Below are 24,397 nucleotides of genomic sequence, written 5' to 3' on the forward strand. Positions count from 1 at the left end.
CAGGCCGTCGTTCTAGGCAGGCCGTACCAGACCCACGTCATAGGCGAAGATCACCGCCTGGACCCGGTCCCGTACGCCGATCTTGGCGAGGACGCGGCTGACGTGGACTTGACGGTGGACTCGGCGAGGGAGAGACGGTCGGCGATCTCGGCGTTGCTCCAGCCGGAGGCCATGGCGGTGAGGACCTCGCGTTCGCGGTCGGTGAGGGCGTCGAGCCCGCGCTCCTGCTCGGGGGTGTGCCCCGGTCGCCGTTGGGTGTAGGCGTCGATGAGTTTGCGCGTCAGACCGGGGGCGATGACCGCGTCCCCGGCGGCCACCGCGCGGATACCGGCGACCAGTTCGTCGGGCAGCGCGTCCTTGAGGAGGAAGCCGCTGGCCCCGGCGCGCAGCGCGGCGTAGGCGTACTCGTCGAGGTCGAACGTGGTCAGGACCAGGACGCGGGAGCGGCCGCCGGACGCCACGATGCGGCGGGTGGCCTCGATGCCGTCCATGCCGGGCATCCGGACGTCCATCAGGACGACGTCGGGGCGCAGTTCGGCGGTCGAACGGACCGCCTCGGCGCCGTGGGTGGCCTCGCCGACCACGGTCAGGTCGGAGTGCTGTTCCAGGAGCATGGTCAACTACCCGTCGCTAAAGCGACGGGCTTGCACAACGGGCGTCACTGGGTGTGATGCTGCGTTTGCGTCCAGCCCCACTCCGAGGTGTTCGGGGTGAGGCAGGGGCCGTTGACTGGGCCCCGCGTCGCCACAACTCTCGTGCTCTGGCACGGATGTTGCGGGAGCTGTTCCGGTCCGCGTGATCAACGAATCCGCAGTTCCGGCACGCGAACCAGGCCTGTGAGACCCGGTTCGCTTTGTCTACGTGGCCGCACTCGGCGCAGGTGCGTGAGGTGTACGCCGGATCGACGTGCACCACCGGCACGCCTGCCCGGCGGGCCTTGTATGCGATGAACGCTCCCAGCTGGGCGAAGGCCCAGGAGGAGTGGGTGGCCCGTTGGGGCTTGCGAAGCCGTACCCGTTCGCGGATCCCTGTCAGGTCTTCCAGGGCGATCCCGCGACCGGTGCGTTCAGCCTCGGCCACCACATGCTTCGCGATCTTGTGGTTGATGTCCCTCGCCCGCCGCGCCTCCTTGCGCCGCCGTTTCTTCAGGCGCCGCTTGGCGGACGGGGTGTTCTTCCTCTGCAGCCTGGCCCGCAGCCCGCGCTCCCGGACCCGGATGCGGTTCAGCTCGCGTCCGACCATGATCTCGCCGTCCGAGGTGGTGGCGATGTTCACGATCCCCAGGTCGACGCCGAGGAAGTCCACCGGATCGGTGTTGAGCGGCGCTTCAGGGACCTCACAGGTGGCGTTCAAAAACCACATGCCGTCCCGCTCCAGCAGGTCCGACTCACCCTTGCGGCACAGGGCCAGCGTGGCCAGCTGCTCGGGTGAGGCGGTGAACGCCACGTCCTTGACCCGGCCGCTGGTGGTCCAGATGGACACCGTCCGGTCCGGGATCTGCCAGGACAGCATGCGGTCGTCATAGGGCTGCGCGCCCCGGGGACGGAAGGCGATCGGCTTCTCGGAGGCTATGCGGTAACGGCGTGAGCCGGGCCTGCCGAGGTTCCCGGCCCTCAGGTTCGCCTTCAGCGTGGTGTAGGCGTCGCACACTTTCTTGATCGAATGCTGCGCGGCCTGCGCACCGAGATTCCAGCGGGATTTGACAGCATCGTAGGTGTGCTTGCGCAAGGCGAAGTTCTTGAACTCCCCACGCTCGAAAGCGATCCCACTCACCCAGGTGGCGGCCTCGTTACAGGCGTGAAGGGTCGCCTCGAGTGCCGCCGCCTGTTGCGGTGTCGGCTCCAGCTTGACCTGCACGACCAGCTTCACGATCACCGATCGTAGGCACCCGTACGAAACACCACCACACGTTCAAGTCCGTTCATCACATTGAGCGAACCGACCGGCCATGCGTTCACACCACCCCGGCTCCGCCGGAGAAGGCATCCGGCCGCTCCGCGGCCGAACAGACACAGTGATAGTGATACTGCGGCGCTCCGCGCCGCAGCCACGGGGATGCGATTCCTCCCGGGCGTAAACGCCCGGGGTTCCTCGCAAGAATTCGCTGAAAGCCGACGGGAGACGGCCGCAGGTCACGCCCGTACGGGACGGAACCGCCGCCCTGTTTCTCAGGAAGTTCCCAGAACCCCGGGTCCGCCGGGGTCCTCTCGGGTCCGGCGGGTCTTACGGACCCGTGACGTGACGGGCGCGGTGCTGCCCCGCGGTGCGGTCGTGGTCCTAGCGTTCGGCGTATGCGAGTACTGGTCACCGGCGGTGCCGGGTTCATCGGGTCCCATGTCGTCGAGGCGCTGACCGCGCGGGGACACGAGGCGGTCGTGTTCGACCTGCGCGACGGCCTGGACGTACGGGACGCCACAGCGGTCGGCGGCGCGCTGGCGGGCGTGGACGCCGTGTGCCATCAGGCGGCGATGGTGGGGCTGGGGAAGGGGTTCGGCGACGCGGTCGAGTACGTGTCGCGCAACGACCTCGGTACGGCGGTGCTGCTCGCCGAGATGGCCGACGCGGGGGTGCGCCACCTCGTGCTCGCCGGGTCGATGGTCGTGTACGGCGAGGGCGCGTACGCGTGTGAGTGGCACGGGGCGGTACGCCCCGGGCCCCGGGCCGTCGCCGACCTCGACGCGGGTCGCTTCGAGCCCCGGTGCCCGCGGTGCGGCGAGGAACTGACACCCGGTCTGGTGCGCGAGGACGCCCCGGCCGACCCCCGGAACGTGTACGCGACGACCAAGCTCGCCCAGGAGCATCTGGCGGCGGCCTGGGCCCGGTCGACGGACGGTTCGGCGGTGTCACTGCGCTACCACAACGTGTACGGGCCCGGGATGCCCCGCGACACCCCGTACGCGGGGGTCGCCTCGTTCTTCCGGTCCGCGCTGGCCCGTGGCGAGGCGCCGCGTGTCTTCGAGGACGGCGGGCAGCGACGGGACTTCGTCCACGTACGGGATGTGGCCGCGGCCAACGTCGCCGCCCTCGAGGCGGGTTCACGCGGCGGGGTCCTCACCGCCTACAACACCGGAAGCGGCGAGCCGCACACCGTCGGCGAGATGGCCCGGGCCCTGGCCACCGCCCACGGCGGCCCCGAACCCGTGGTGACCGGGGAGTACCGGCTGGGCGACGTACGCCACATCACGGCCGACTCCGCGCGGCTGCGCGCCGAGCTGGGCTGGAAGCCCGAGACCGGCTTCACCGAGGGGATGCGGGAGTTCGCGGCGGCCGGGCTGCGCGGGGCGTAGCGAGCCGGGGCCCGCGCCTCACGCCCCCGCCGTGGGCAGCGTGACCTCGAAGCGGCAGCCGCCGGGGACGTTGTGGACGGCGGCCTGCCCCTGGTGGGCCTCGACGATGCCCCGGACGATGGCGAGGCCCAGGCCCGCTCCGGCGGGGGGCGTACGGGCGTGGGTGCCGCGCCAGCCGGTGTCGAAGACGCGCGGGAGGTCCTCCTCCGGGATGCCCCCGCAGCCGTCGGTGACGGACAGGACGACCCCCTCGTCCGACCGCTCGGCGGCGACCGCGACGGTGCCGTCGGCAGGTGTCCGGCGGATCGCGTTGACGAGGAGATTGCCCAGCACGCGGCTCATCTCCTTGCCGTCCACCTCGACCGGCACCGGCTCGACGCGGCCCCCGACCAGGCGTACGCCGTACTCGCGGGCGAGCGGGTCCGCGCCCGCGAGCGCGTCGCCGACGAGGTCGTAGAGGGAGATGCGGGAGGGGGACAGGGCGAGGGTCCCGGCGTGTATGCGGGAGAGTTCGAAGAGGTCGCCGACCATGTCGTTGAGGCGTTCCACCTCGGCCCGGATCTGCCGGAGGTAGCGGTCCGGGTCGGCGGCCACCCCGTCCTCCAGCGCCTCCGACATCGCCCGCAGTCCGGCGAGCGGGGTGCGCAGGTCGTGCGAGATCCAGGCGACGAGTTCGCGGCGGGAGGCCTCCAGCGCGCGTTCACGGTCGCGGGACTCGGCGAGCTTCGCGCTGGTCGCCTGCAACTCCCGGCTCAGCGCGGCGAGTTCGGCGGTCGCCGGGCCGTCGGGGGCCGCGAAGTCACCGCCGTCGCCGAAGGAACGCGCGGCGAGCGTGAGGGCTTTGCTGCGCGCCACCACCCAACGGCCCAGCAACAGGGCCGTCGCCAGGGACACCACGGCCGCCATGGCCACGACGGTCGTGACGACGCTCAGGTCGTGCGCGGACAGGAACATCGCCCAGGCGACGGCCAGCGTTCCCGCGAGCATCGCGGTGACCGCCACGGCGGCGACGACGGCGAGGGACACGGTCAGCGACCGCCGCCGGATCAGCCGCAGCGCCACGGCGCCGAGCAGCCCGGCCGCGGCGGCGCCGAGGAAGGAGTACAGGGCGATGAGCAGCGTGTCGCGCATGGAGTGCACGGTCTGCATGGCGTTGACGGTGTGCGCGGCGTACGCGAGGGGCATGGCTCGCATGGTCAGACCGCCTCCTCGCGGAGAGTGGGGGCCTCGCGGGGCGCGGGCTCCTCGAAGCGGTAACCGACCCCCCACACCGTCTGGATCAGCCGCGGTCTGCCCGGATCCTCCTCGACCTTGCCCCGCAGCCGGCGCACGTGGACCGTGACCGTCGACAGGTCGCCGAAGTCCCAGCCCCACACCTCGCGCATCAGGTCCTCGCGGCTGTACGCCCGGCCGGGGTTGCGCAGGAAGAAGGCGAGCAGGTCGAACTCGCGGATGGTGAGGGCGAGCTCCTCGCCGTTCCTGGTGGCGCGGCGGGCCTCGGGGTCCACCGCGAGACCGGCCAGCCGGAGGGGGCGGGCGCCTGCGGCGGGGCGGGTGCGGCGCAGTACCGACTCCACCCTGAGGACCAGTTCGCGGGGGCTGAAGGGCTTGGTGACGTAGTCGTCGGCGCCCACCTCCAGGCCGAGGATCCGGTCGTCCTCGTCACCGCGCGCGGTGAGCATGATGACCGGCACGGGCCCGTGCCCGCGCATCCTGCGGCACACCTCCAGGCCGTCCATCCCGGGCAGCATCAGGTCCAGCACCACCAGGTCCGGCCAGTGTGCTGCGGCACGGGCGAGCGCGGCGGGTCCGTCCCCGGCACGGTCCACGACATACCCGGCGCGGTCGAGGTAGCCGGAGACCACCTCGGCGACGGTGGGATCGTCGTCGACGACGAGGACGCGGGCCCTCTGTCCGGGCCCGCCCGGGGCAGGTCCGGCACCTGCGGATTCGTACGGCTGCTGCATGAATCCAGCGTCCCACCGGCCGCACCCGTGTGCCGCGATCCCGCCGCGACGTCCGTGTTTCGTAAGGACCTGAAGTCCGATATCTCCCTTTCGCGTTCGTAGGGTGAAAGCCGTGACGACCTCTCCCGCACCGGAACCGGACAAGGCCCCGGACCCAGCACCGCACAAGGCCCCGGCCGCGGCCCGGAACACGGCCGCGGCCGCCGCCCCGGACACGGACCCGGCGCCCGTCGACGTGGTCCTGCCCTGTCTGAACGAGGCCGAGGCCCTCCCCTGGGTCCTCGCCCGCATCCCCGCCGGCTGGCGCGCGCTCGTCGTGGACAACGGCTCCACGGACGGCTCGGCGGAACTGGCCCGCGGCCTCGGCGCGACCGTCGTGCGCGAGACACGCCGCGGGTTCGGCGCCGCCTGCCACGCCGGTCTGCGGGCCGCCACCGCGGACATCGTGTGCTTCTGCGACTGCGACGCCTCGCTGGACCCGGCCCGGCTGCTGCCCTTCGTCGACGAGGTGCGAGGCGGCGAGGCCGACCTCGTGCTCGGGCGGCGCCGCCCGCAGGGCCGGGGCGCCTGGCCCGCGCACGCCCGGGCGGGCAACCTCGCCCTCGCCCGGATGCTCCACCGCCGCACCGGCCTGCGCCTGCACGACCTCGGCCCCCTGCGGGCCGCCCGCCGCGAACCGCTGCTCGCCCTCGGCCTCACCGACCGCCGCAGCGGCTACCCGCTCCAGATGGTCGTGCGCGCCGCCGACGCCGGCTGGCGCGTCACCGAGCACGACGTGCCGTATCTGCCGCGCACCGGAGCCTCCAAGGTCACCGGCACCTGGCGCGGCACCTGGCAGGCGGTACGGGACATGCGCCGCGTCCTCGCCGAACCGCCCGTGCCCTCGCACCACGCCCACGTCGCCCTCACCGCTTCCCGCATCTCCACGGATTCCCGTTCCCAGGGAGGAACCACCCAGTGACGACGCTCCTCGTCATCGCCAAGGAACCGCGCCCCGGACGGGTCAAGACCCGCCTCACCCCGCCGTTCACGCCCCGGGAGGCGGCGCTGCTCGCCGAGGCGTCCCTCGCCGACACCCTGCGCGCGGTGGCGGCGACCCCGGCACGGCGCCGGGTGCTGGTGCTCGACGGAGCGGCGGGCGACTGGCTGCCGCCCGGCTTCGACGTCGTACCGCAGTGCGCGGGCGGCCTCGACGAACGGCTGGCCGCCGCCTTCGCGGGCTGCGCCGGACCCGCGCTGCTCATCGGCATGGACACACCGCAGGTGACACCCGCGCTGCTCACCGTGGAATTCGACGGCTGCGACGCGTACTTCGGACCGGCCGAGGACGGCGGCTTCTGGGCCCTCGGGCTCGCCGCCCCCGATCCGGAGCTGCTGCGGGGCGTGCCGATGTCGACGCCCACGACGGGCGCGGTGCAGCGGGAGCGGCTCGTCGCCGCCGGGCTGCGCGTGCGGGATCTGCCCCGCCTCCGGGACGTCGACACGGCCGCCGACGCGGAGGCGGTCGCCGCCGTCGCGCCGTCCGGCAGCCGCTTCGCCGCCGAGCTCGGACGTCTGCGGACGGCCACCGGACGATGAGCACCGCGCACGACACGACGACACCGCCAGGGGTGCCCGGTCCGCGCCCCTGGTCCACCGACCCCTACGCGGACGCCCTGGTCACCGGCCGGGGCCCGCTCTTCCTCCGGCGCACCGACGGCTGGCTGCTGCCCCTGGAGGTGGAGCGCTGGTGCGCACGGGCCGACGCGGTGGACCTGACCGTGCTCGCGCGCTGCGAGGGGACCGTGCTCGACGTGGGCTGCGGGCCCGGGCGGCTCGTCGCCGAACTCGCCGCCCGGGGCCGGCCCGCGCTGGGCATCGACGTCAGCGAGGCCGCCGTCGAGCACACCGCCCGACTCGGCGGCCAGGCCCTGCGGCGCTCCGTCTTCGAGCCGCTCCCCGGTGAGGGCCGCTGGGACACCGCCCTCCTCCTGGACGGCAATGTCGGCATCGGCGGCGATCCGGCCGCCCTGCTCCGCCGGGTGTCCCAACTCCTCGCTCCCGGCGGGCTGTTGATCGTCGAGACCCTCGCGGACGTGGACGTCGACGAGCGGGTCAGCGTCGACATCGTCCGGGTCACCGACCCCCGGGGCACGGCCGGGCCGGTCTTCCCGTGGGCCCGCCTCGGCACCCCGGCGCTGCTCCGGCACGCGGCACACGCGGGCTGGTGCCGGGAGGGTCAGTGGTCGGCCGGGGGCCGCTCGTTCGTCGCCCTGCGCAACCGCGACGACCGCGACGACCGCGACGACCGGGACAGCCGCAGGACGAGCAGCGCCGCCGAGCCCCCGAACAGCACCGCCGTGATCAGCAGCCAGCGGGCCAGGAAGCCGTCGCCCGGGAGCCCGGTGGCCAACCGGTAGTGCTCCGCCATCTGCTCACTGATCAGCGGAAACCACATCAGCAGCAGAAGCGCCGAGAACGCCGCCGGGACACGGACGTACACCGTCCACTCCCGGTGGCCGACCGCGCCCAGCGCCCTCGCCGCGGCCCGGTCCGCCCCCGCGTACAGCGGGACGAGCACCAGGTCGTGGAGGACCGCCGCGCCCACGAACCACAGCACCACTCCGAACCAGTCCCCGGCGAGCAGCCGCACTCCGGCGTACCCGGCGAGCGCGAGCGAACAGGCCAGCAGCAGGATCTGGAGCGGACTGCCCAGAACGGGCTTCCCGAACGGCCGACGCGTCACGGGTCGTCGTCGCGTCACAGGTCGTCGCGTCACGGGTCGTCGCGTCACGGGTCGTCGCGTCACGGGTCGTCGCATCACAGGTCTCCGAACGTCATCCGGGCCACCCACTTGGTGTTGAGCACGCCGGGCGCCGCGGGGACGATGATCCGCGCGGGGTAACCGTGGTCGGGGGTCAGATCCTCGCCGTTGACGAACAGGGCCAGCAGCGAGCGCGGGTCGCGGACCTGGTTGTAGCGCAGGGCCGCGTGCCGGAACGCCCCGTGCCGCTGCAACGACTCCACCAGTACGTCGGGCGCCGCGCCCTCCTCGTATCCGACGAGCCGCGCCAGGTCCCGCAGCGGTACGCCCCGCCACCACTGGTCGGAGGTCGACCAGCCCTCCACGCAGGCGATGGGCAACGCGGCACTGCGGAGCGGGAGTTCCAGCAACTCGTCCCGGCTCAGCCGGACCGTGCGCCCGCGCCCCTCGATGACCAGCCGCCATGCCTCCTCGCTCGTCTCCCGCATGTCGATGCCGACCGCCGCGGCCGTCTTGTTGATCTGGAAGCCACCGGGGCCGGAGCCCGGTTCGGGGCCGCCGTGGGGCGCGAGAACGGCCGTCTCCCGCAGCGGCGCGTCGAAGCTGCGGCCCGCCGTGGTGGCGAGCAGCAACAGCGATCCGCCGCCGACGACACCGAGTGCGCCGCGCCGCGAGACGGTGGGCGGGGTGGGGTCCGGCGAGACCAACTCCCCTTCCTCCGGGGTGTTTTCGTCCCGGAGGTGGCGCAGATTGCGGATCGCCGCCGGTACCCGCAGCACGGCGTGCGCCACGAACGCGGTGAAGAACACCCAGGCCCCGTAGAAGTGCAGTGGATAGAAGGAGCCCGGGAAGAGGTAGTCGAGCTGGACGTTCAGCACACCTGTCGTGAACTCGAACAGCGCGCCCCCGACCAGCAGGAGCAGCGAGACCCGCTCCAGCGCGTGCGTGAGCGACCGGGCGGGCGGCAGCGTGAACAGCTTCGGCACGACCGACCACAGCTTCGCCAGCAGTACGGGGATCAGCGCGATCCCGAGGGTGACGTGGACGCCCTGGGTGAGGCGGTACAGCCAGGACGGATGCGTCGGCCAGGAGAAGAGGTAGATGCCGAGCAGACCCTTGTCCGGGGTCATGTCGTTCACCGGTGACAGGTTCGGGTTGTAGGCGGCGTACGACACGAGACCCGTTACGAACAGCACGGTGATCCCGCCGAGCAGGACGACGCCGAGCACCGAGGGTGAACCAGGGGCCGCGCAGGGGGCTGCGCCAGAACGCGGGGGAGGAGGGGGACCATGGCATGCCCCGACCGTAGGACCGGAACACCCCCGAACGGGTCCGCGAACCATGACGAAACTCTGACGTCCGCCCCTGCGGCGGCTCCGGAGACCGGTCCGCGGCCTAGCGTGCCGATGTGAACCGCGATCTTCCCCCGGACCGTCCCCCGGGCCTTCCCCAGGACGGTCCCCGCGATCTCCCCGACCCTCCCCACGACCCTCCCCTCGACCGGATCCACGACCGGCGCCACGCTCCGCTTCTCGACCTGTCCGCCGTCCTGGCGGCCGCCCTGCTCGTCACGGCGGCCGCGCTGGTCGGCACGTCGATCGAACGCCGCCACCACACGCTCTTCGTCCGGTGGCCTCCCCTGTTCGCCCAGTGGGAGCCGCACCTCGGCCCCGGCACCCCGGCCGCGCTCGCCGTGGCCGTCGCCGTCGTCGCGTACGGGCCGCCCCTCGCCACGCGTCTGCCGTGGCGGGCGCTGCTGTGGACGTCCTGGGGCACCGCCACCGCCTGGACGTTCTCCCTCGCGCTGGTCGACGGGTGGCAGCGGGGGATCGCCGGGCGGCTGACGGCCACGAACGAGTACCTCCAGGTCATCGACCGCTTCCACGACATCCCCGCCGCCCTGCGGGACTTCACCCACCACATCGTGAGTCACTCCCCCGCCCCCTGGCCCGCGCACATCGCCGGCCACCCGCCCGGGGCCACCGTCACCTTCGTGCTCCTCGACCGGGTCGGGCTGGGGGGCGGCGGCTGGGCGGGCGTGTGGTGCATCGTGGTCGGGGCGGCGGCACCGGCCGCGGTCCTGCTCGCCGTACGGACGCTCGCCGCGGAGGAACTGGCGCGCCGCGCCGCCCCCTTCCTGGTCCTCGCCCCGGCCGCCGTGTGGGTGGGCGCCTCCGCGGACGGTTACTTCGCCGCGGTCGCCGCCTGGGCCGTCGCTTTCCTCGCCCTCGCGGTGACCGGACCCCGGCCCCGGGCGACGGGCCTCGCCGCCGGGCTCCTCCTCGGCCTCACCGCGTACCTCTCCTACGGCCTGACGCTGTTCGTCGTGATCGTCGCCGCCGTCCTGCCGCTCGGCTCCCGCCGACTCCGCCCCCTCCCGTACGTCCTCGCCGGGCTGGCCGTCTTCCCCCTTCTGTTCACGCTGCTCGGCTTCAACTGGTGGGAGGCGTACGGCCTGTTGGTCACGCGCTACTACGAAGGGGTCGGCGGCGTACGGCCGTACGGCTACTGGATCTGGGCGAACCTCGCCTGTACGGCGCTGATCGTCGGCCCGGCGACGGTGGCGGGCCTGCGCCGGACGGCCGCGACGGCCGCGCGCGTGACGCCCCGCGCCCTCCGCCGCCCCCGCACCCTCTCCCCCGAGTCCCGCCTCGCCCTCCTCGCCCTCGCCGCCCTGCTCGCCCTCCTGGCCGCCGATCTCTCGGGGATGAGCAAGGCGGAGACGGAACGGATCTGGCTGCCGTTCGCGATGTGGCTGCTGTCGGCCTGCGCGTTCCTGCCCCGTCCCCGAGCCTGGCTCACCGCCCAGGCCACCCTGGCCCTGCTCCTCAACCACCTCCTGCTGACGGGCTGGTGACGCCAGGGGTACGGGTCAGGAGTACGGACTCAGAAGCACGGACTCCTCACGGACTCCCCTGACAGCCGAACGGCGGCGGGCCGGGGCGGTGACCGCGCAGCGGGAGAAAGGCGCTGTTCAGCGTTGTGCCGGGGAGGGATCGGGGCGCGCGGCGCGGGCGTGGGGCGGGTTGCGGTGGGGATGGGTGGATCTCACGGTGGGCCCAGGAAGAAGCACCCGTCGAAAGGACCGCGCATGCCCGCCCTCATATCCAGCTCTCGCCCACTCCTCCTGCCTCCCCCGGCCGGCACCGCGCCGGTCCGCGGTCCGGTCGGCACCGCCGCGGCGGCCGTGGACGTACGCCAGGAGGCCTCCTGCGAGCGGGACGCCGTACTCCGCCTCCTGCTGGACGTGCTGTCCGCCGTCGCCGCACGGGGCGGCCGTCTCGACGCGGCCGAGGCGGCCGGGTACGCGCGCACTCTGAAGACGGCGAACGCGTCCCTCGAACGGAGACGGAAGGAGCGGGCCGAGGCCGGGGTCCCGGTCGCGGTCTCGGTCGCCGATCCGGTCCCGGATCTCCTGGCCCAGCTCCAGTGGACGGTCGACGGGCTGGTCAAGGCCCTGACCGGGGCGCTCGGCACGGTGACCGGCCTGCTGTCGCCGGTGGTCGGAGTGGTCACGGGGCTCCTCGGCGGCAGACTGTCCACGCTTCCGGCCCTGCCCACCGCCGGAAGTCCGGCGACACCCCCGCGCTGACAAGCACCCTGGGGTCGCGGAGACGTCAGCGGGCGAGGGACTTGGCGTCGCCCATGACGATCACCGGGTGCTGGGCGGGGTCCAGCGCGCGCAGCAGTTCCTTCATGTGCTCCTGGGGCAGGCTCACGCAGCCGTGCGTGGGGCCCCCGTGGTCGACGTGCAGCCAGATGCCGCCGCCCTTGCCCGCGCCGAGCGGGCGGGTCCAGTCCAGGGGTGAAGTGCCGGGCTGGTGGTTGTAGTTGATCGCGACGACGTAGTCGAAGGAGCCGGCCAGCGGCTCCCCCTCGAAGCCCGTGCCGACGATGGTGAACCCGCGCGACCGGTCGTACGGCAGCTTGGTGCCGGGGTCGGGCCTGAGCCCGCCCGCGTCGGTGAGGGTGAACACACCGATGGGCGAGTGGAGATCACCGGCGTGATGGTCGTCCGTCCAGCCCTTGAGGGCGTTGTGGGCCGGCCAGGTCGCTCCCGGCTCCCAGCCCGCGCTCGTACGCCGGTACAGCACCACCTGTGACACCGGGGAGTCCTTGCCCCGGCCGGTGACCAGGACGACCTGCCGCGCGTTCCGGGGTATCCCGGCCAGCGTCGCGGGCCCGACGCCCGCCAGCCGCGCCGGCGCGACCGGCGTGGCGGACTCCGTGGGGTCCGGTGCGGGCTGCCCGGGCCTGGCCTGCGTCGTATCAGTCGTATCACTCCTATCAGGAGCGTCGGCGAGCCGTTCGGCGCCGGTGCCCCCGCATCCGGCGAGTGCGAAGGACAGGACCAGGGCCCCGGCGGCGATCGACGGCGTACGCGGACGCCGGCGGGAAGAGGCCGGGCGACGGGTGAAGAAAGCCATGATCGTCAGCCTGGGGGTGACTTGTGAGGAACTGGTCAGCTCCGCCCCACGGACCGTTCCCGCTTCAGAGACCGAACTCCGGGCGAGCCCGAAGCGAGCGCAAATAATCCCTAAATGCCCCTTTCGGTGGGGCAAAAGCCCTCACTCAGGCCCCAGGTAGGGTGGCGGAAATGGACATCCGCCAAGCGACGGCCGGCGCCGCCCTGCCCTGCACGACGCCGTTCCGCAAGCCGTGAACACGCCGGTCCCACTGCCGCCGCTCGAGGCCGGGGCGCTGGGCGACGCCGCACCACTGCCCGTCGCCCCCGCAACCCCCGCCACAGGAAAGAACATGCCCCTTCCTCACCCCGCGACCGCCACCGCCGCGTCCACCCCCCTGACCGTCTCCGCGCCCCACCCCTCGGAGGAAGCCGCCGCCGACATCAGGCTCATCGTCACCGACATGGACGGCACGCTCCTCGACGACGCCAAGCGCATACCCGAGGGTCTGTGGTCGCTCCTGACCGAGCTGCGCCGCCGGGACGTGCTCTTCTGCCCGGCGAGCGGCCGCCAGTACGCGACCCTGGCCAAGGAGTTCGCCGACGCGGGGCAGGGCATGGTGTTCATCGCCGAGAACGGCACATACGTCGTACGGGACGGCGTGGAGCTCAGCTCCGACCCGCTGGACCCGTCCGTCGCCGCGCGGATCGTCACCACGACACGGGGACTGCGGGCCGAGGGCGTGGACGTCGGCGCGGTGGTCTGCGGCAAGCGGTCCGCGTACGTCGAACGGACCGACGAGGCGTTTCTGGCCGAGGTCCGGAAGTACTACACCCGGCTCCAGCCCGTCCCCGACGCGACCGCGGTCGACGACGACGAGATCCTCAAGGTCGCGCTCTTCGACTTCGGACCGGTGGAGCGGACCACCGCCCCGGCCCTGCACCCCTTCACCTCGACCCACCAGGTCGTCGTCTCCGGCGAACACTGGGTCGACATCATGAACGTCACCGCCGACAAGGGCACGGCCGTACGCCGTCTCCAGCACGACCTGGGCATCACACCCGCCCAGACGATGGTGTTCGGCGACTACCTCAACGACCTCGAAATGCTCGACACCGCCGAGTGGTCCTTCGCCATGGCCAACGCCCACCCCGCCATCATCGACCGGGCCCGCCACATCGCCCCGTCCAACAACGACAACGGCGTCCTCCGCACGATCACCCGCGTCCTCGACCTGCCGCCCATGTGATCCCACCCGCCCGACCACCCTCCACCGTCAAGCCCGCCCGCTCCCTCTCTGTGTCCCTGTGACCCAGCTCTCATCCCCGCCGTGCAGCAGATGGAGGGCCTTCCCCGTCGAGGAGGGGTGACAGGAAGGGAGGAGCGTGTGGATCTGGCAACCGAGTGGAAGCTGGGCGCCGAGCGCGGCGGGACCGAGTCGCTGGACATGGACTTTCCCGCTTTCGTCGCCGCCCGGTCGGCCGCCCTGTTCCGTGGCGCCCTCGTCTTGACGGGAAACCGCGAAGCCGCCGAGGACCTGCTCCAGGAAACCCTGGAACGGACCTGCCGCAAGTGGCGCACGATCGCCGCCAAGGACGCCCCCGACGCCTATGTGCGGCGGATCATGGTGAACCTGGCGAACGACCGCTGGCGAAGATTCCGCCGCACGACCCCGCACCCCGACAGCGGCGGCGACCGGGCCGCTCCGGGGGACGAGTACGGGCAGATAGACAGCAGGGACCAGCTCGTTCGCGCTCTTCAGGAGTTACCGATGCGTATGCGCACGGTCGTGGTCCTGCGGTACTTCCACGATCTGTCGGACGCGGAGATAGCGGCGGATCTGAAGATCTCGGCGAGTACCGTACGGTCCCAGCTCGCTCGTGGGATCGAGAAGCTGAGAAGCCAGTTCCCCGCGCTCTCCGGCCCTTCACCGCAGCGGCCCACGGAAGGAAACCGATGACTTCACACGATGCACGGCCTTCCAGCCGCACCGGTTACACATCCTTCGAAGAGGAACTGGTGAACGCCATGAACGAATTCGCGAACTCCGCCGACGCGCCGTCCGTCGACACCGTCGGCATCCTGCGCAAGACCCGCCGCAAGCGCGTCACGGCCATCGCGGGTCTCGCCGCCGCCCTGATCGTGGCCGGCGGCGGCACCGCCCTGGCCACCGCCGTCACCAACGGTTCCCACGCCGCGAAGCCCGCCGCCGCGACCACCGCGACCGGCAACGACGCCACCAACGTGCTGCTGAAGGGCAGCAAGTTCCCGCTGGAGTTCGCGGGCCTCGACCTGGACTTCGCCAAGCAGCTGCTGCTGAAGGGCCGGCTCGAGCTCGGCACGGTCAGCAAGGTGGACTGCGGCAAGAACGGCAAGCCGGGCTCGGTCCACTCGGTCGACCCGCACAGCCCGAAGACCGTGTCCATCGGCGACACGATCAACCTGACCCTCTGCGCCGGCTGATCCGAGCCGCCCCTGCCGTTCCCGCCCCGGTCGTGGGGGATCTCCGGAGATCCCCCACGACCGGGGCGGGCTTCGTTCTCGAGCGACTGCTCGAAAGCCGCCAAGGACAGAGGAGTGTGCCGAAGTGTCATGAACGGTCGGGACCGCGTCAGGTCGACGCCAACCCCCTGGCCCGCCGCCCTCCCCCCGCGTTCGATGGAACGCGGATACCCGTGTCGACGTACGCCGAGGGGTGAGCGAGCGATGGGCGAGGCAGAGCGGCGGCGGGTCGTCGTGGGGGTGAGCGGTTCGCCGGGGAGTCTGGCGGCGCTGCACCGGGGCGCGTTCGAGGCGCGCCGCACCGGCGCCGTGCTACTGGCCGTGGGGGCGTGGGAACCGCCGCGCGGCGCGCTCGCCCACCCGAGTTCGATGCTCGCGCCGCCGATGGCCGAGTTGCGGCAGATGGCGGACGACCGGCTGCTCACCGCGCTCGACACGGCCTTCGGCGACGGCGGACCCGGGGTGCCGTGCCGGGTGGTGGTCGTGTGGGACCGGCCGGGGCGTGCCCTGGTGCGGACCGCCGACCGGATCGGCGACCTCCTGGTGATCGGCGGCGGGCGGCGCGGCCGGATGCGCCGGGTGCTGTTCCCGTCCGTCGCGCGCTACTGCCTCGCGCACGCCGCCTGCCCGGTGCTGGCCGTACCGCGCTCACCCCTGCACCGCGAACTCGCCTCCGTACGCCGCCGGGTCGGCCTGCGCCTGCCGCTCGACGCCAGCGAACTGACGGACGGCAGGCCCTGACCTGCCGCTGCGCCGTCCCAGCCCGCCGTGCGGTCTCAGCCGACCCGGAAGCCCGCCGAGACCGTGTCGAAGACCGGGCGGAAGGTGTCCCACTTGAGGTCCGGGGCCGAGAGGTAGATGTCGTACTCCCTGCCGCCCTCCTGCCCGAAGCCCAGGTCGATGGCGCGGAACGCCCGGACCCGGCCCTTGAAGGTGAACTCCCACACGGCGGCGGGCTTCTCCTGGAACGTGGTGCGCAGCATGCGCAGTTTCCGGTACGAGTCGGGGTAGTTGATCTTGGTGTTCGCCTCGATGTTCGTGAAGTGCGACTCGGGGTTCGCGCCCGCCGGCTCGACCATGCCGATCGTGAGGCCCGCGAGACCGGTCTCGTCGGCGTAGGTGACCTGTTCGGAGCTCGCCTTGCCGCGCTTCCAGCCGTCCGGGACCGGGAAGGAGACGCCCAGCTCCTTCTCCGTGACCAGGTGGTAGTCCGCGGGGACGGCCGGGGGCACGGAAGCTGAAGCGGCGGCTTTGTGGTGGGTGCCGCCACTCTTGTCTCCCCGGGTCAGGGACCACCCGCCCGCCACCGTCGCGGCCGCCACCACCACGGCCAGCGCGCCCCAGACGGCCACGCGCCGCCGCCCACGGGCCCGGGGCGGTGCCGCTTCCCGCGCCGGTGCCACCGTCGTCGCGGTCAGCGGAGACTGCGCCGGTGTCGGTGCCGGTCCTGGCACCGATGCCGGTATCGGCGCCGGTACGGGGCGCGTGGGCGTCAGCTGCGTCGGTACCCCCGACACCACGTCCCTCAGGACCCGCTCCACCTCCTCCGCCGACGGCCGCTCCTCCGGCTCCTTCGCGAGCAGCGCCTCGATGAGGGGTTCCAGCGGCCCGGCCTGCTTCATGGGGTCGACCGGGTCGACGGCGATGGCGTACGCCGTCTCCACGGCCGTGGCCTTGCGGAACGGCGGCCGCCCCTCGACGGACTGGTAGAGGGTCGCCCCGAGCGCCCACAGGTCCGCGGCGGGCCCGGGCTTCTTGCCCCGCATCCGCTCGGGCGCGATGTAGTCGATCGAGCCGATGATCTCGCCGGTCTTGGTCAGCGTCGAGGTACCGGTCGCCATGGCGATGCCGAAGTCGGTGAGGACGACGCGGCCGTCGGCGCCCAGCAGGACGTTGCCCGGCTTGACGTCACGGTGCAGCACCCCGGCGGCGTGCGCGGCCCGCAGGGCGGCGACCATGCCGAGGCCGATCCGGGCGGCCTCGGTGGGCCACACCGCGCCGCCGTCCGCGAGCAGTCCGGCGAGGGTGGTGGAGGGCACGTACTCCATGACGATGCAGGGCAGCCCCTCGTCGTCCACCACGTCGTGCACGACGACCACATGGGGATGGGCGATCCGGGCGGCGCTGCGCGCCTCGCGGCGGGTGCGTTCGTGAAGGGTGGCGAGCTCGTCGTCGGTCAGGTGCCGCTGGATGTGCAGCCGTTTGACCGCGACCTCGCGGCTGAGGACCTCGTCCTCGGCACGCCACACCGTGCCCATGCCGCCCCGGCCGATCTGTTCGATCAGCCGATAACGCCCGGCGACCAGCCGCCCCTCGTCCGCCACCGCGTGCCCCTTGCCGTTCTTTCCGGACCGCCCGCTCCGGACCGGGTTCGAACCCTTGCGCGTTCGATTCGTGTCGACACCATAGTCGGCGCAGGTTGCGGAGGAATCTCAGCCGTCGTCGCGCTCGTCCGGGGCCGCGAGGACGAGTTGGGTCAGCGGGGTCGGGTCGCCCGTGTCCAAGGTGACCCGGTAGAGGCCGGGCGCGGGCACGGTGACACGGGCCGCGAGGTGGTCGTCGTCGCCGTACAGCCGGGCGGGTCCGGTGACGGCCCCGCCCACCTCCTCGACGGCGAGGTCAAGTCCCGCGGGGCTGTCGACGCCACGCACCCGGACCGTCCAGGGCGTGCCGGGGGCGACGAGGTCCGGGACCTCCAGGCCGACCCGTGCCCCGGCCTGCGCGGGCCCGAGGTGCTCGTCCTCCTCCAGGAACGAGGTCACCGCCTCCAACGCGGCCTCCCCCTTGGCCAGCGCACCGTGCTGCAGCGCGAGGGGCACGGTGGCGCGGACCGGGGACGCGGACTCCTTGTGTACGGTGCCGTCGCCGCCCACGTCGAAGCGGCGCGGGGCGCCGGTCTCGTCGCGCATCAGCTCGCCGTCGCTGTGTTCGCGGTAGCAGTGCTCGGAGGCGGTCACAACACCCTGACGGAGGGTCAGGGACTGGAGGGTCGGCTGGCTGATGCCCACCAGCGCCCGGTGCCCGGGCAGTGCCCGCCCGCGCAGGGTGTCGTGCAGGGTCTGGGAGTCGACGGCCAGATCCTTGTCGCCGCCCAGGTCGGCGATGTCCGGGGGGCTGAGCCGGCGGATGTTCAGGCCCTCGTCGAGACAGGGGAACGTCGGGAGCAGGTCGTGCAGGCCCGGCATGGTGTACGCGAGCCTCCTCAGCCTGCCGTGCGGCAGCGGAACCGGCGTGCCCTGCCCGGTGTTGAGGATCGCGGCGGCGGCCACCGCCCCCTGGAAGGGCGTACCGAGGGTGAGCACCCCACGGGTGTCCGCCGCGAGGTCGCCGTCGGGGCCGTCGGTGAGAGCGGCGAGGGTGAGCAGTCCGCCCATGGAGTGCGCGACGAAGACGAGCCGCCCCTCCCGTTCGTCGACCCGGTGCCCCCGGGCGAGCGCGTGCGCAGGGTGGAGCCGCCACCGCTCCAGGTGTTCGCGCGCCGCCTCGGCGAGGAACCGGGCGTTCGTGGCGACGGACAGCCGCCAGTCGTAGGCGAAGGGCAGCACGGCCGCCGGGTCGGCCACGCTCCGGGTGACCGTCGCGACCAGGTCGTTGTAGGGCTCGATGCCGCGCAGGAAGGGGCTCCAGGCGGGGGTGCGCAGCAGGCGCCGGGCCCGGATGCGGCCGAGGCGGCCCTCGCGTTCGTCGGGCGTGAGGTGCAGGGCGCGTAAGCCGCGGGGCGCCGTCCACGCCTTCAGCAGCCATCCGGCGCTCGCGAGGCCCCAGACGACGTCGCCGGACTCTGTGTCGTACAACTCGCTCCCCATGATGCCGGGAACGACGACGACGGCGTCCTGCGTCGTGTTCGGGGAGAGGCCGGGGAGGCGGTAGGGCCGCTCGGCCAGGCGGCGGCCTGCGGTATCGGGCTGCGACGGCTCGGTCATGGCGGGAAGAATAGAGAGCATGCGAGGGCGGGCGGGCGGGCTTGTCAGGATCGGGGAGCCGGGGGACGCCGGTGATACGGGGCGGGCCACGGCGGACCGTGCGCCGGTGAACGCCGTGGACGAGGACGCCGAGCGGCGCACGCTGTTGACCCTCGCCGTCCGCGACTACGACGACGGGGACGCGGAGTTCACCGCCGGCATCGACGAACAGCTCTCCGTCGTGTCCGACTGGTGGTGCGCCCCGGGAGCACCGGAGCCCTTCACGCACCTCCCCGCGCCGGAGCTGCGCGAGCGCTACGACGTCGAGCGCTTCCTGCACGAGAGCGAGGTGCGCGAGACGCGCGGCCGCGCCCTGGTCGTCTTCATCACGGGCCACGGCCAACTGGGCGCCTCCCGCACCCACTTCCTCCAGCTGCCGAGGACCGAACCCCGGCGCCAGCTGGCCACGGCCGTCCGCACCAGCGAGATCGTCGCCGCGGCCCTCGACTCCCGCGTCGAGCACGTCCTGGTCGTCATCAACACCTGCTACGCGGCCGGGATCGCCGAGGAGCTGGAGAAGCTGCACCAGGAGATCCTGCCGAGCCGGCGCACCGGCGGCAGCCTGGACGTCGTCGCCACCTGCGCCCACGACCAGCTGGTCCAGGTGCGGCGGTTCCCCTCGGTGATGCGCCGCGTGCTGGAGCGGCTGCGCACCACCGCGCAGATCACCACGCCCTGGCTGAGCGTCGCGCATCTGATGACGGAGTTCGAGAGCGAGCTCGGCACCGACACCGAGCGGCGCAAGCACCGGCTCAAGCGGGTCCTGGACGGCGGCGGCCAGACCGCCCTGACGCCCTGTCTGCCGAACCCCGGCTACCGGCCGGTGCGGGAACTGGTGGGGCCCGCGCGCCGCCAGGTCGCCACCCCGGCCGACGAGGTCGACCACTGGCTCGACCGCGCCAGCGGCCGACCCCAGGAGACCGACCCCGGCTGGTACTTCAGCGGTCGCGAAGGGCTGGGCCGCGCGGTCACCGCGTTCCTCGGGCGTCCCCGCGGTGTCCTGCTGCTGACCGGAACCGCCGGCAGCGGCAAGTCGGCCGTGCTGGCGCGGGCCGTGACGCTCAGCGACCCGCTGTTCCGCGACGACCCGCGCTACGGCCCCGCGCTGCGCTCGGCCGCACCCGAGACCGTCCCGCCCGAGGGCTCCGTCACCGCCGCCGTGCTGGCCCGCCACCGCACCGCCTCCGACGTGCTCGGCGACCTGCTGCGCGCCCTGGAACTGCGACCGCGCCCGGCCGGGCCGAGCAACGACCCGGTGGAACTGCGCCGCGCCCAGCTGCTGGCCTACCTGGACGAGCCGGGCGACCCGGTCACGCTCGTCCTCGACGGCCTGGACGAGTCCGTCGAACCCTTCCGCGTGGTCAGGGACGTCCTCGCCCCGCTGACCGCCCACTGCGGCATCACCCCCGCCCTGCCCGGCCCCCGCAGGGCGGAGCGGCAGCGGTCCCTGCGGCTGCTGATCGGCGTACGCAGCAGCCGTCCCCACACGGACCGCGCCGCCCCCGCCGGGGCGGCGGGGCCGGAGGCGGGGCTGCTCGGCGCGCTCCGGGAGGTCTTCCCCGCGGCGTCCGTGCTGCGCACCGACGAGACGGACAGCGAGAGCGACATCGCGGACTACGTCCAGGCGCTGGTCGGCGCCGAGACGTCCGGCGGCGACAGCACCCGGCAGGCGGCCGAGACCGTCGCCAAGCGGGTCTGGCCCTCGTTCCTGGACGCCCGGCTGGCCGGCGAGCAGCTGCACCACGCGTCCGACCCGGGCGCGCTCGCGGACAACCCCGACTGGCTCGACCTGTTGCAGGCGGGCACCATCGGTCTGCTCCGGCGCGATCTGGCGCTCGTCGAGGACGAGGGGCTGCCCGCGGAGGTCGCCCTCGCACTGCTGCGGGCCGCCGCGTTCGCACTGGGCGCGGGCATCCCCTGGTCGGACGTGTGGCCGGCGGTCGCCGGGGCGCTGCTCGGCCGGCCCCTCGAGGAGCCGGACCGGATGATCGAGAGCCTGCTGAAGAGCAGACTCGCCGGATATCTGGCCCACGACGACGAGGACGACCGGCTGGTGTACCGGCCGGCCCACGAAGCCCTGGCCGAGCTCCTGCGCGATCCCCGGCAGGACCTGCTGGCCGGCGTCGGGGGCGACGCCGTATGAGCGACGTGGACAACCCGTACCGCGCGCCCCGTCCGGGCCGCTCCGGCACGAGCGACGCGAAGGCGTGGGCCGACACGAAGGACGCGCACCGACTCATCGCCGAGGCGCTGGCCCGGCTCGTCGCCACCGACCCGACGATCCCGCCCCATCCGTATCTCAGCCGCCATCTGGCCCACCACGCGGCCCGGGGCGACGTCCTCGACGACGCCCATGTGCCGCTCGCCGTGCTGCCCTGGGAGTCCAGCGCGAACGTGCGCACGCTGCTGCGGCAGAGCGGCGCCGCGAGCGCCGCGCGGCGCCAGGAGTGGCTGGAGGCGTGGGCCCGCATCGAGCCGTTCATCGGCGGCGCCGGTCCGGACTCCCGGCTGACGAGCCTGCACCTGGCCCATCACGCGGCGACCCGCCCCCGCGCTCCGCTCGACACGTCCGCCGCGCGCGTGTCCGGTTCACGCGTCACCCCGCTGTGGAGCGACTGGACTGCGCAGGACAACGTACTGGCCGTCTCCGAGACCCGCCTCGAATCGCTGACCCGCGCCACGACCGCCGACGGCCGCTGCCTGCTGGTCACCGGCGACAGCCACGGCACGATCCGCACCTGGGAGCCGCACGGCGTACCGGCGATGGCCCCGCTGCACACGTACGGCGGCGCGGTCCAGCATCTGCTGCCGCTCCCGGGCGACCTGCTGCTCTCCGCGGGCACCGACGGTTCGGTGCGCGTCTGGCACCTCACCCGGGGCCAGCTGCTCGCCGAACCCGTCCACCGCCCCGGCACCTGGGTCAGCGCCCTCACGCTCTTCGCGGCGAAGGACGCCCCGGAGGTCGTCCTCGTCGCCCACAGCGACGGCCGTCTCGCCGCGCTGGATCCCGCCACCTTCCGGCCCGTCGACATCCCGCTGCCCTCCCTCGATCCCGCGCCGGCCCTGCTGAGCGGGGTCGGTCTGGGCGGGACGGAGGGGATGGCGCTGGCCGTGGCCCAGGGCAGGCGGGTGCGCGTCTGGGATCCGCGGCAGGGCGGCGGGTACGCGCACGAGCACGAGCACGAGGGGGCGGTGCGGGCCCTGGTGGACCTCGCGGCGCCGGGGCGGTACGCGCTCTGCGACGACTCGGGGTACGTCGGTTTCCGGGACGCCTCGACGGGCCGGGAGACGGCCGTCGCACCGGCTCCGCCCGCGGGGCCCGCCATCGCCCTCACCGCCCTGACCGTGGCGGGCCGGGCGGCGGTGGCGTCCGGCGGCAGCGACCACACCCTGCGGGTCTGGGACGCGCGGACGGGCGCGGCGATCGGCGGCGCCCTGGAGGGACACACCGCTGCTCCGGTGGCCCTGACCACGATGCCGGGCACCCCGCAGCCGCTCCTCGTCTCGGCCGGCGCGGACCACACGCTGCGGCGCTGGAAGCCTGGTGGCCGGGGCGCCGGCGCCGTACGGGCGGTCCGGCGGCCCGTCACCGCGGCCGCGCTCTGCGGTCCGGGATCCTCCGCCGGGGCTCCGCTGATCGCGGTGGCCGACGAGTCCGGTACGGCGCTGTGGGACACCGGGACCGGCCGCTCGGCCGTCCTCCCGGCGGGCCACGCCACCGTGACCGCCTTCGCCTCGGCGCTCGTCCGGGGCGAGCCCCTGCTGGTGACCGCGCACAGCGACGCCGGGGTTCAGCTGTGGTCCCTCGACCGGGGCGCCCACGCCGCCCCCGCACGGCTGGCCGGGCTCCTCGGCCACAGCCTGCCGGTGCGGTCGATGGCCTCCTTCCCGCACGACGGGCGGACCCTGCTGGTCACCGGGGGCGAGGACGGCACCGTACGCCTCTGGGACCTCGACCGGACGCGCGCGCTGGCCCGCCGGGAGGACCATCTGCTCAGCGTCCGGGACGTCGCCGTGCTCGACACGGTACGAGGTCCGCGGATCGTCTCCGCGGGCACCGACGGGACCGTACGGCTCTGGGATCCGGCCACGCTGCGACCCGCGGGGCCCCCGATCCACTGCGGGCAGCGGGTCGTCAACGCCGTCGCCGCCGTGCCCGTCGACGAGCCCGACCGTGCCGTGCTCGTCGCGTCCGGCGGGGAGGACGGCACGATCCGGCTCTGGGATCCCGACACCGGACAGCCGGTCGGACGGCGGCTGGACATCGGCGACGGGCCGGTGGCCGCGCTGGCGTTCTTCCGGACCGCGGCCGGCCGCCCGTGCCTCGCGGCCACGGGCCCCGGCGGAACCATCCACCTGTGGGACATCGACACCGGCTCGCACCTGCTGCGGATCGTGACCGGCAGCCCGCTCGGCACCCTCGACGCGATCGGCGCCCGGCAGCCGGGCGGCCCGCACCCGCGGCACCCCGTCCTCCTCGCGGCCGGGGTCGCCGGCGTATGCGTGTTTGACGTTCGAATGGAGGGCCGCTGATCCGGCGCCCGCCAGGCCGCCGAACGCGCGCGTGCGCCTCCCGTGTGCCCCAGCGCCCCCTCGCGCGCCCCCGCCACGGCGTGGAAGCGGACATCCCCGGGCGCCCGCTACGGGAGAATGATCGCCCGCATGTTCCGGCGGAACATACGGGCACGGGGCACGTACGGGCTCGGGAACCTGCGGGACACAGGGATCGCGCGCCTCGTGCGGACCGCGCGGCAGCGGCCGCGAACCATCGGCTCAGCAGCGAGGAACATGATGAACAACAGCCCTTCGGCGGTGGCCACAGCCCACTTACCGTCCCTCGTCCCCGCTCCGGAACGCGGAGTGTGGCGGCTGGGCAAGAGGGATCACCCCAAGGAGTACAACCGGCTCGACCCCGAGACCAGCCAAGGCTCCAGCCAGAGCTCCAGCGCGGGCCGCTTCAGCCTCGCCACCTACGGAATGCTGTACTGCGCCAGCGATCCGGCCGGCTGTTACGCCGAGGCGCTCGCGCCCTTCCGCGTCCATCCCAAGCTGCGCGGGCTCATCGGCGACGAGTGGGACGAGCGGCCCAGCCACATGAGGCTCGGCCACCTGGCCTCGGGCTGGCGCGATGACCACATCCTGGTCCGGCTCGAACCCGCCAAGGACGCCCAGTTCCTCGACGTCGACGCCGAGTCCACCCGGGCCGTCCTCGCCCGCGAGCTCCAGGGCGAGCTGGCCGCGTGGGACATCGAACCCCCGCTCACCGACCCGCACATCCACGGACGCGACCGCAGGCTCGCCCGGCAGATCGCGGCCTGGACGGTCGCCCAGCGCAACCACGCCGGCCACCGGCTGGCCCAGGGCATCGCCTACCGCTCCGGATACGGCGGGCGCACCTGCTGGGCCATCTTCCACGACGTCGATCTCGTCGAGGCCGAGCGGCGCCCCATCCAGCCGGAGTCCCCCGAACTGCGCGCGGTCGCGGCGGAGTACGGCCTACGTGTCTTCTGAACGAGACCCACGGATCTCC

General features: G+C 73.4%; 19 protein-coding genes and 2 pseudogenes. 13 read left to right on the forward strand and 8 right to left on the reverse strand.

Annotated features, from left to right (window positions below):
- Window positions 1–12: 12 nt before the first annotated feature.
- A pseudogene (locus tag OG568_RS25285) lies at window positions 13–614 on the reverse strand (response regulator).
- Between the two features lie 16 nt (window positions 615–630).
- Window positions 631–1,869, reverse strand: a complete 1,239-nt coding sequence (locus OG568_RS25290; RefSeq protein ID WP_329533225.1) for an RNA-guided endonuclease InsQ/TnpB family protein — start codon at window positions 1,867–1,869, stop codon at window positions 631–633.
- 422 nt (window positions 1,870–2,291) lie between these two features.
- Here OG568_RS25290 and OG568_RS25295 point away from each other — a divergent pair, with 422 nt between their 5' ends.
- Window positions 2,292–3,287, forward strand: coding sequence for an NAD-dependent epimerase/dehydratase family protein (locus OG568_RS25295; RefSeq protein ID WP_329533226.1), 996 nt, complete (start codon window positions 2,292–2,294; stop codon window positions 3,285–3,287).
- Window positions 3,288–3,305: 18 nt separating this feature from the next.
- Here OG568_RS25295 and OG568_RS25300 read toward each other — a convergent pair whose 3' ends face one another.
- A complete protein-coding gene (locus OG568_RS25300; RefSeq protein ID WP_329536444.1) occupies window positions 3,306–4,418 on the reverse strand; it encodes a sensor histidine kinase in 1,113 nt (370 codons plus the stop codon).
- Window positions 4,419–4,483: 65 nt separating this feature from the next.
- On the reverse strand, window positions 4,484–5,254 hold the full coding sequence (locus OG568_RS25305) for a response regulator transcription factor (protein ID WP_329533227.1): 771 nt from the start codon (window positions 5,252–5,254) through the stop codon (window positions 4,484–4,486).
- 235 nt (window positions 5,255–5,489) lie between these two features.
- Here OG568_RS25305 and OG568_RS25310 point away from each other — a divergent pair, with 235 nt between their 5' ends.
- From OG568_RS25310 to OG568_RS25320, 3 genes are read left to right on the forward strand one after another with little or no spacing between them, the layout of a single operon-like run.
- Window positions 5,490–6,215: a glycosyltransferase family 2 protein gene (locus tag OG568_RS25310; protein ID WP_329536445.1), complete on the forward strand. Its 726-nt coding sequence runs from the start codon at window positions 5,490–5,492 to the stop codon at window positions 6,213–6,215.
- Entirely contained in the window at window positions 6,212–6,832 is a 621-nt protein-coding gene (locus OG568_RS25315; RefSeq protein WP_329533228.1) for a TIGR04282 family arsenosugar biosynthesis glycosyltransferase, read from the forward strand. Before OG568_RS25310 ends, OG568_RS25315 begins: the two co-directional genes overlap by 4 nt.
- Window positions 6,829–7,653, forward strand: a complete 825-nt coding sequence (locus OG568_RS25320; RefSeq protein ID WP_329533229.1) for a class I SAM-dependent methyltransferase — start codon at window positions 6,829–6,831, stop codon at window positions 7,651–7,653. The genes OG568_RS25315 and OG568_RS25320 overlap by 4 nt, the downstream gene beginning before the upstream one ends.
- Before the next feature lie 400 nt (window positions 7,654–8,053).
- Here OG568_RS25320 and OG568_RS25325 read toward each other — a convergent pair.
- Window positions 8,054–9,293 (reverse strand): annotated as a pseudogene (locus OG568_RS25325) (molybdopterin-dependent oxidoreductase).
- Window positions 9,294–9,405: 112 nt separating this feature from the next.
- Between OG568_RS25325 and OG568_RS25330 the strand changes: the two are divergent.
- Both OG568_RS25330 and OG568_RS25335 read left to right on the forward strand, forming a co-directional pair.
- Window positions 9,406–10,854 (forward strand): hypothetical protein, encoded by a 1,449-nt coding sequence (locus OG568_RS25330; protein ID WP_443077764.1) that lies wholly within the window; start codon window positions 9,406–9,408, stop codon window positions 10,852–10,854.
- A 234-nt stretch (window positions 10,855–11,088) separates the two neighbouring features.
- Window positions 11,089–11,589 carry a hypothetical protein gene (locus OG568_RS25335; protein ID WP_329533230.1) on the forward strand — a complete coding sequence of 167 codons (501 nt, stop codon included), beginning with the start codon at window positions 11,089–11,091 and terminating at the stop codon, window positions 11,587–11,589.
- A 25-nt stretch (window positions 11,590–11,614) separates the two neighbouring features.
- Here the strand turns inward: OG568_RS25335 and OG568_RS25340 are convergent, their stop codons facing one another.
- Window positions 11,615–12,424, reverse strand: coding sequence for a L,D-transpeptidase family protein (locus tag OG568_RS25340; protein ID WP_329533231.1), 810 nt, complete (start codon window positions 12,422–12,424; stop codon window positions 11,615–11,617).
- A gap of 331 nt (window positions 12,425–12,755) precedes the next feature.
- Here OG568_RS25340 and OG568_RS25345 point away from each other — a divergent pair, with 331 nt between their 5' ends.
- From OG568_RS25345 to OG568_RS25360, 4 genes are all read left to right on the forward strand, one after another.
- Window positions 12,756–13,652, forward strand: coding sequence for a Cof-type HAD-IIB family hydrolase (locus OG568_RS25345; RefSeq protein ID WP_329533232.1), 897 nt, complete (start codon window positions 12,756–12,758; stop codon window positions 13,650–13,652).
- A 138-nt stretch (window positions 13,653–13,790) separates the two neighbouring features.
- On the forward strand, window positions 13,791–14,363 hold the full coding sequence (locus OG568_RS25350; protein WP_443077765.1) for a SigE family RNA polymerase sigma factor: 573 nt from the start codon (window positions 13,791–13,793) through the stop codon (window positions 14,361–14,363).
- Window positions 14,364–14,431: 68 nt separating this feature from the next.
- The gene (locus OG568_RS25355) at window positions 14,432–14,866 is read left to right on the forward strand and encodes a hypothetical protein (protein WP_329533233.1); all 435 of its coding nucleotides are present in this window, start codon (window positions 14,432–14,434) and stop codon (window positions 14,864–14,866) included.
- A 243-nt stretch (window positions 14,867–15,109) separates the two neighbouring features.
- The gene (locus OG568_RS25360) at window positions 15,110–15,646 is read left to right on the forward strand and encodes a universal stress protein (RefSeq protein WP_266432283.1); all 537 of its coding nucleotides are present in this window, start codon (window positions 15,110–15,112) and stop codon (window positions 15,644–15,646) included.
- Between the two features lie 35 nt (window positions 15,647–15,681).
- Here the strand turns inward: OG568_RS25360 and OG568_RS25365 are convergent, their stop codons facing one another.
- Together OG568_RS25365 and OG568_RS25370 are read right to left on the reverse strand one after the other, a co-directional pair.
- Complete coding sequence (locus tag OG568_RS25365; protein WP_329533234.1) at window positions 15,682–17,229, reverse strand: serine/threonine-protein kinase; 1,548 nt, start codon at window positions 17,227–17,229, stop codon at window positions 15,682–15,684.
- A gap of 108 nt (window positions 17,230–17,337) precedes the next feature.
- Window positions 17,338–18,828 carry a lipase/acyltransferase domain-containing protein gene (locus OG568_RS25370; RefSeq protein ID WP_443077766.1) on the reverse strand — a complete coding sequence of 497 codons (1,491 nt, stop codon included), beginning with the start codon at window positions 18,826–18,828 and terminating at the stop codon, window positions 17,338–17,340.
- 106 nt (window positions 18,829–18,934) lie between these two features.
- Between OG568_RS25370 and OG568_RS25375 the strand changes: the two genes are divergently transcribed.
- The 3 genes from OG568_RS25375 (at window position 18,935) to OG568_RS25385 (ending at window position 24,378) form a co-directional block, all read left to right on the forward strand.
- On the forward strand, window positions 18,935–21,010 hold the full coding sequence (locus OG568_RS25375; protein WP_329533235.1) for an ATP-binding protein: 2,076 nt from the start codon (window positions 18,935–18,937) through the stop codon (window positions 21,008–21,010).
- A complete protein-coding gene (locus OG568_RS25380; RefSeq protein WP_329533236.1) occupies window positions 21,007–23,400 on the forward strand; it encodes a WD40 repeat domain-containing protein in 2,394 nt (797 codons plus the stop codon). The genes OG568_RS25375 and OG568_RS25380 overlap by 4 nt, the downstream gene beginning before the upstream one ends.
- 258 nt (window positions 23,401–23,658) lie before the next feature.
- Entirely contained in the window at window positions 23,659–24,378 is a 720-nt protein-coding gene (locus OG568_RS25385; RefSeq protein WP_329536449.1) for an RES domain-containing protein, read from the forward strand.
- Window positions 24,379–24,397: the final 19 nt, after the last annotated feature.

Origin of the sequence: Streptomyces sp. NBC_01450, from assembly GCF_036227505.1 — a bacterium.
In the GTDB taxonomy this organism is placed as follows: Bacteria; Actinomycetota; Actinomycetes; order Streptomycetales; family Streptomycetaceae; genus Streptomyces.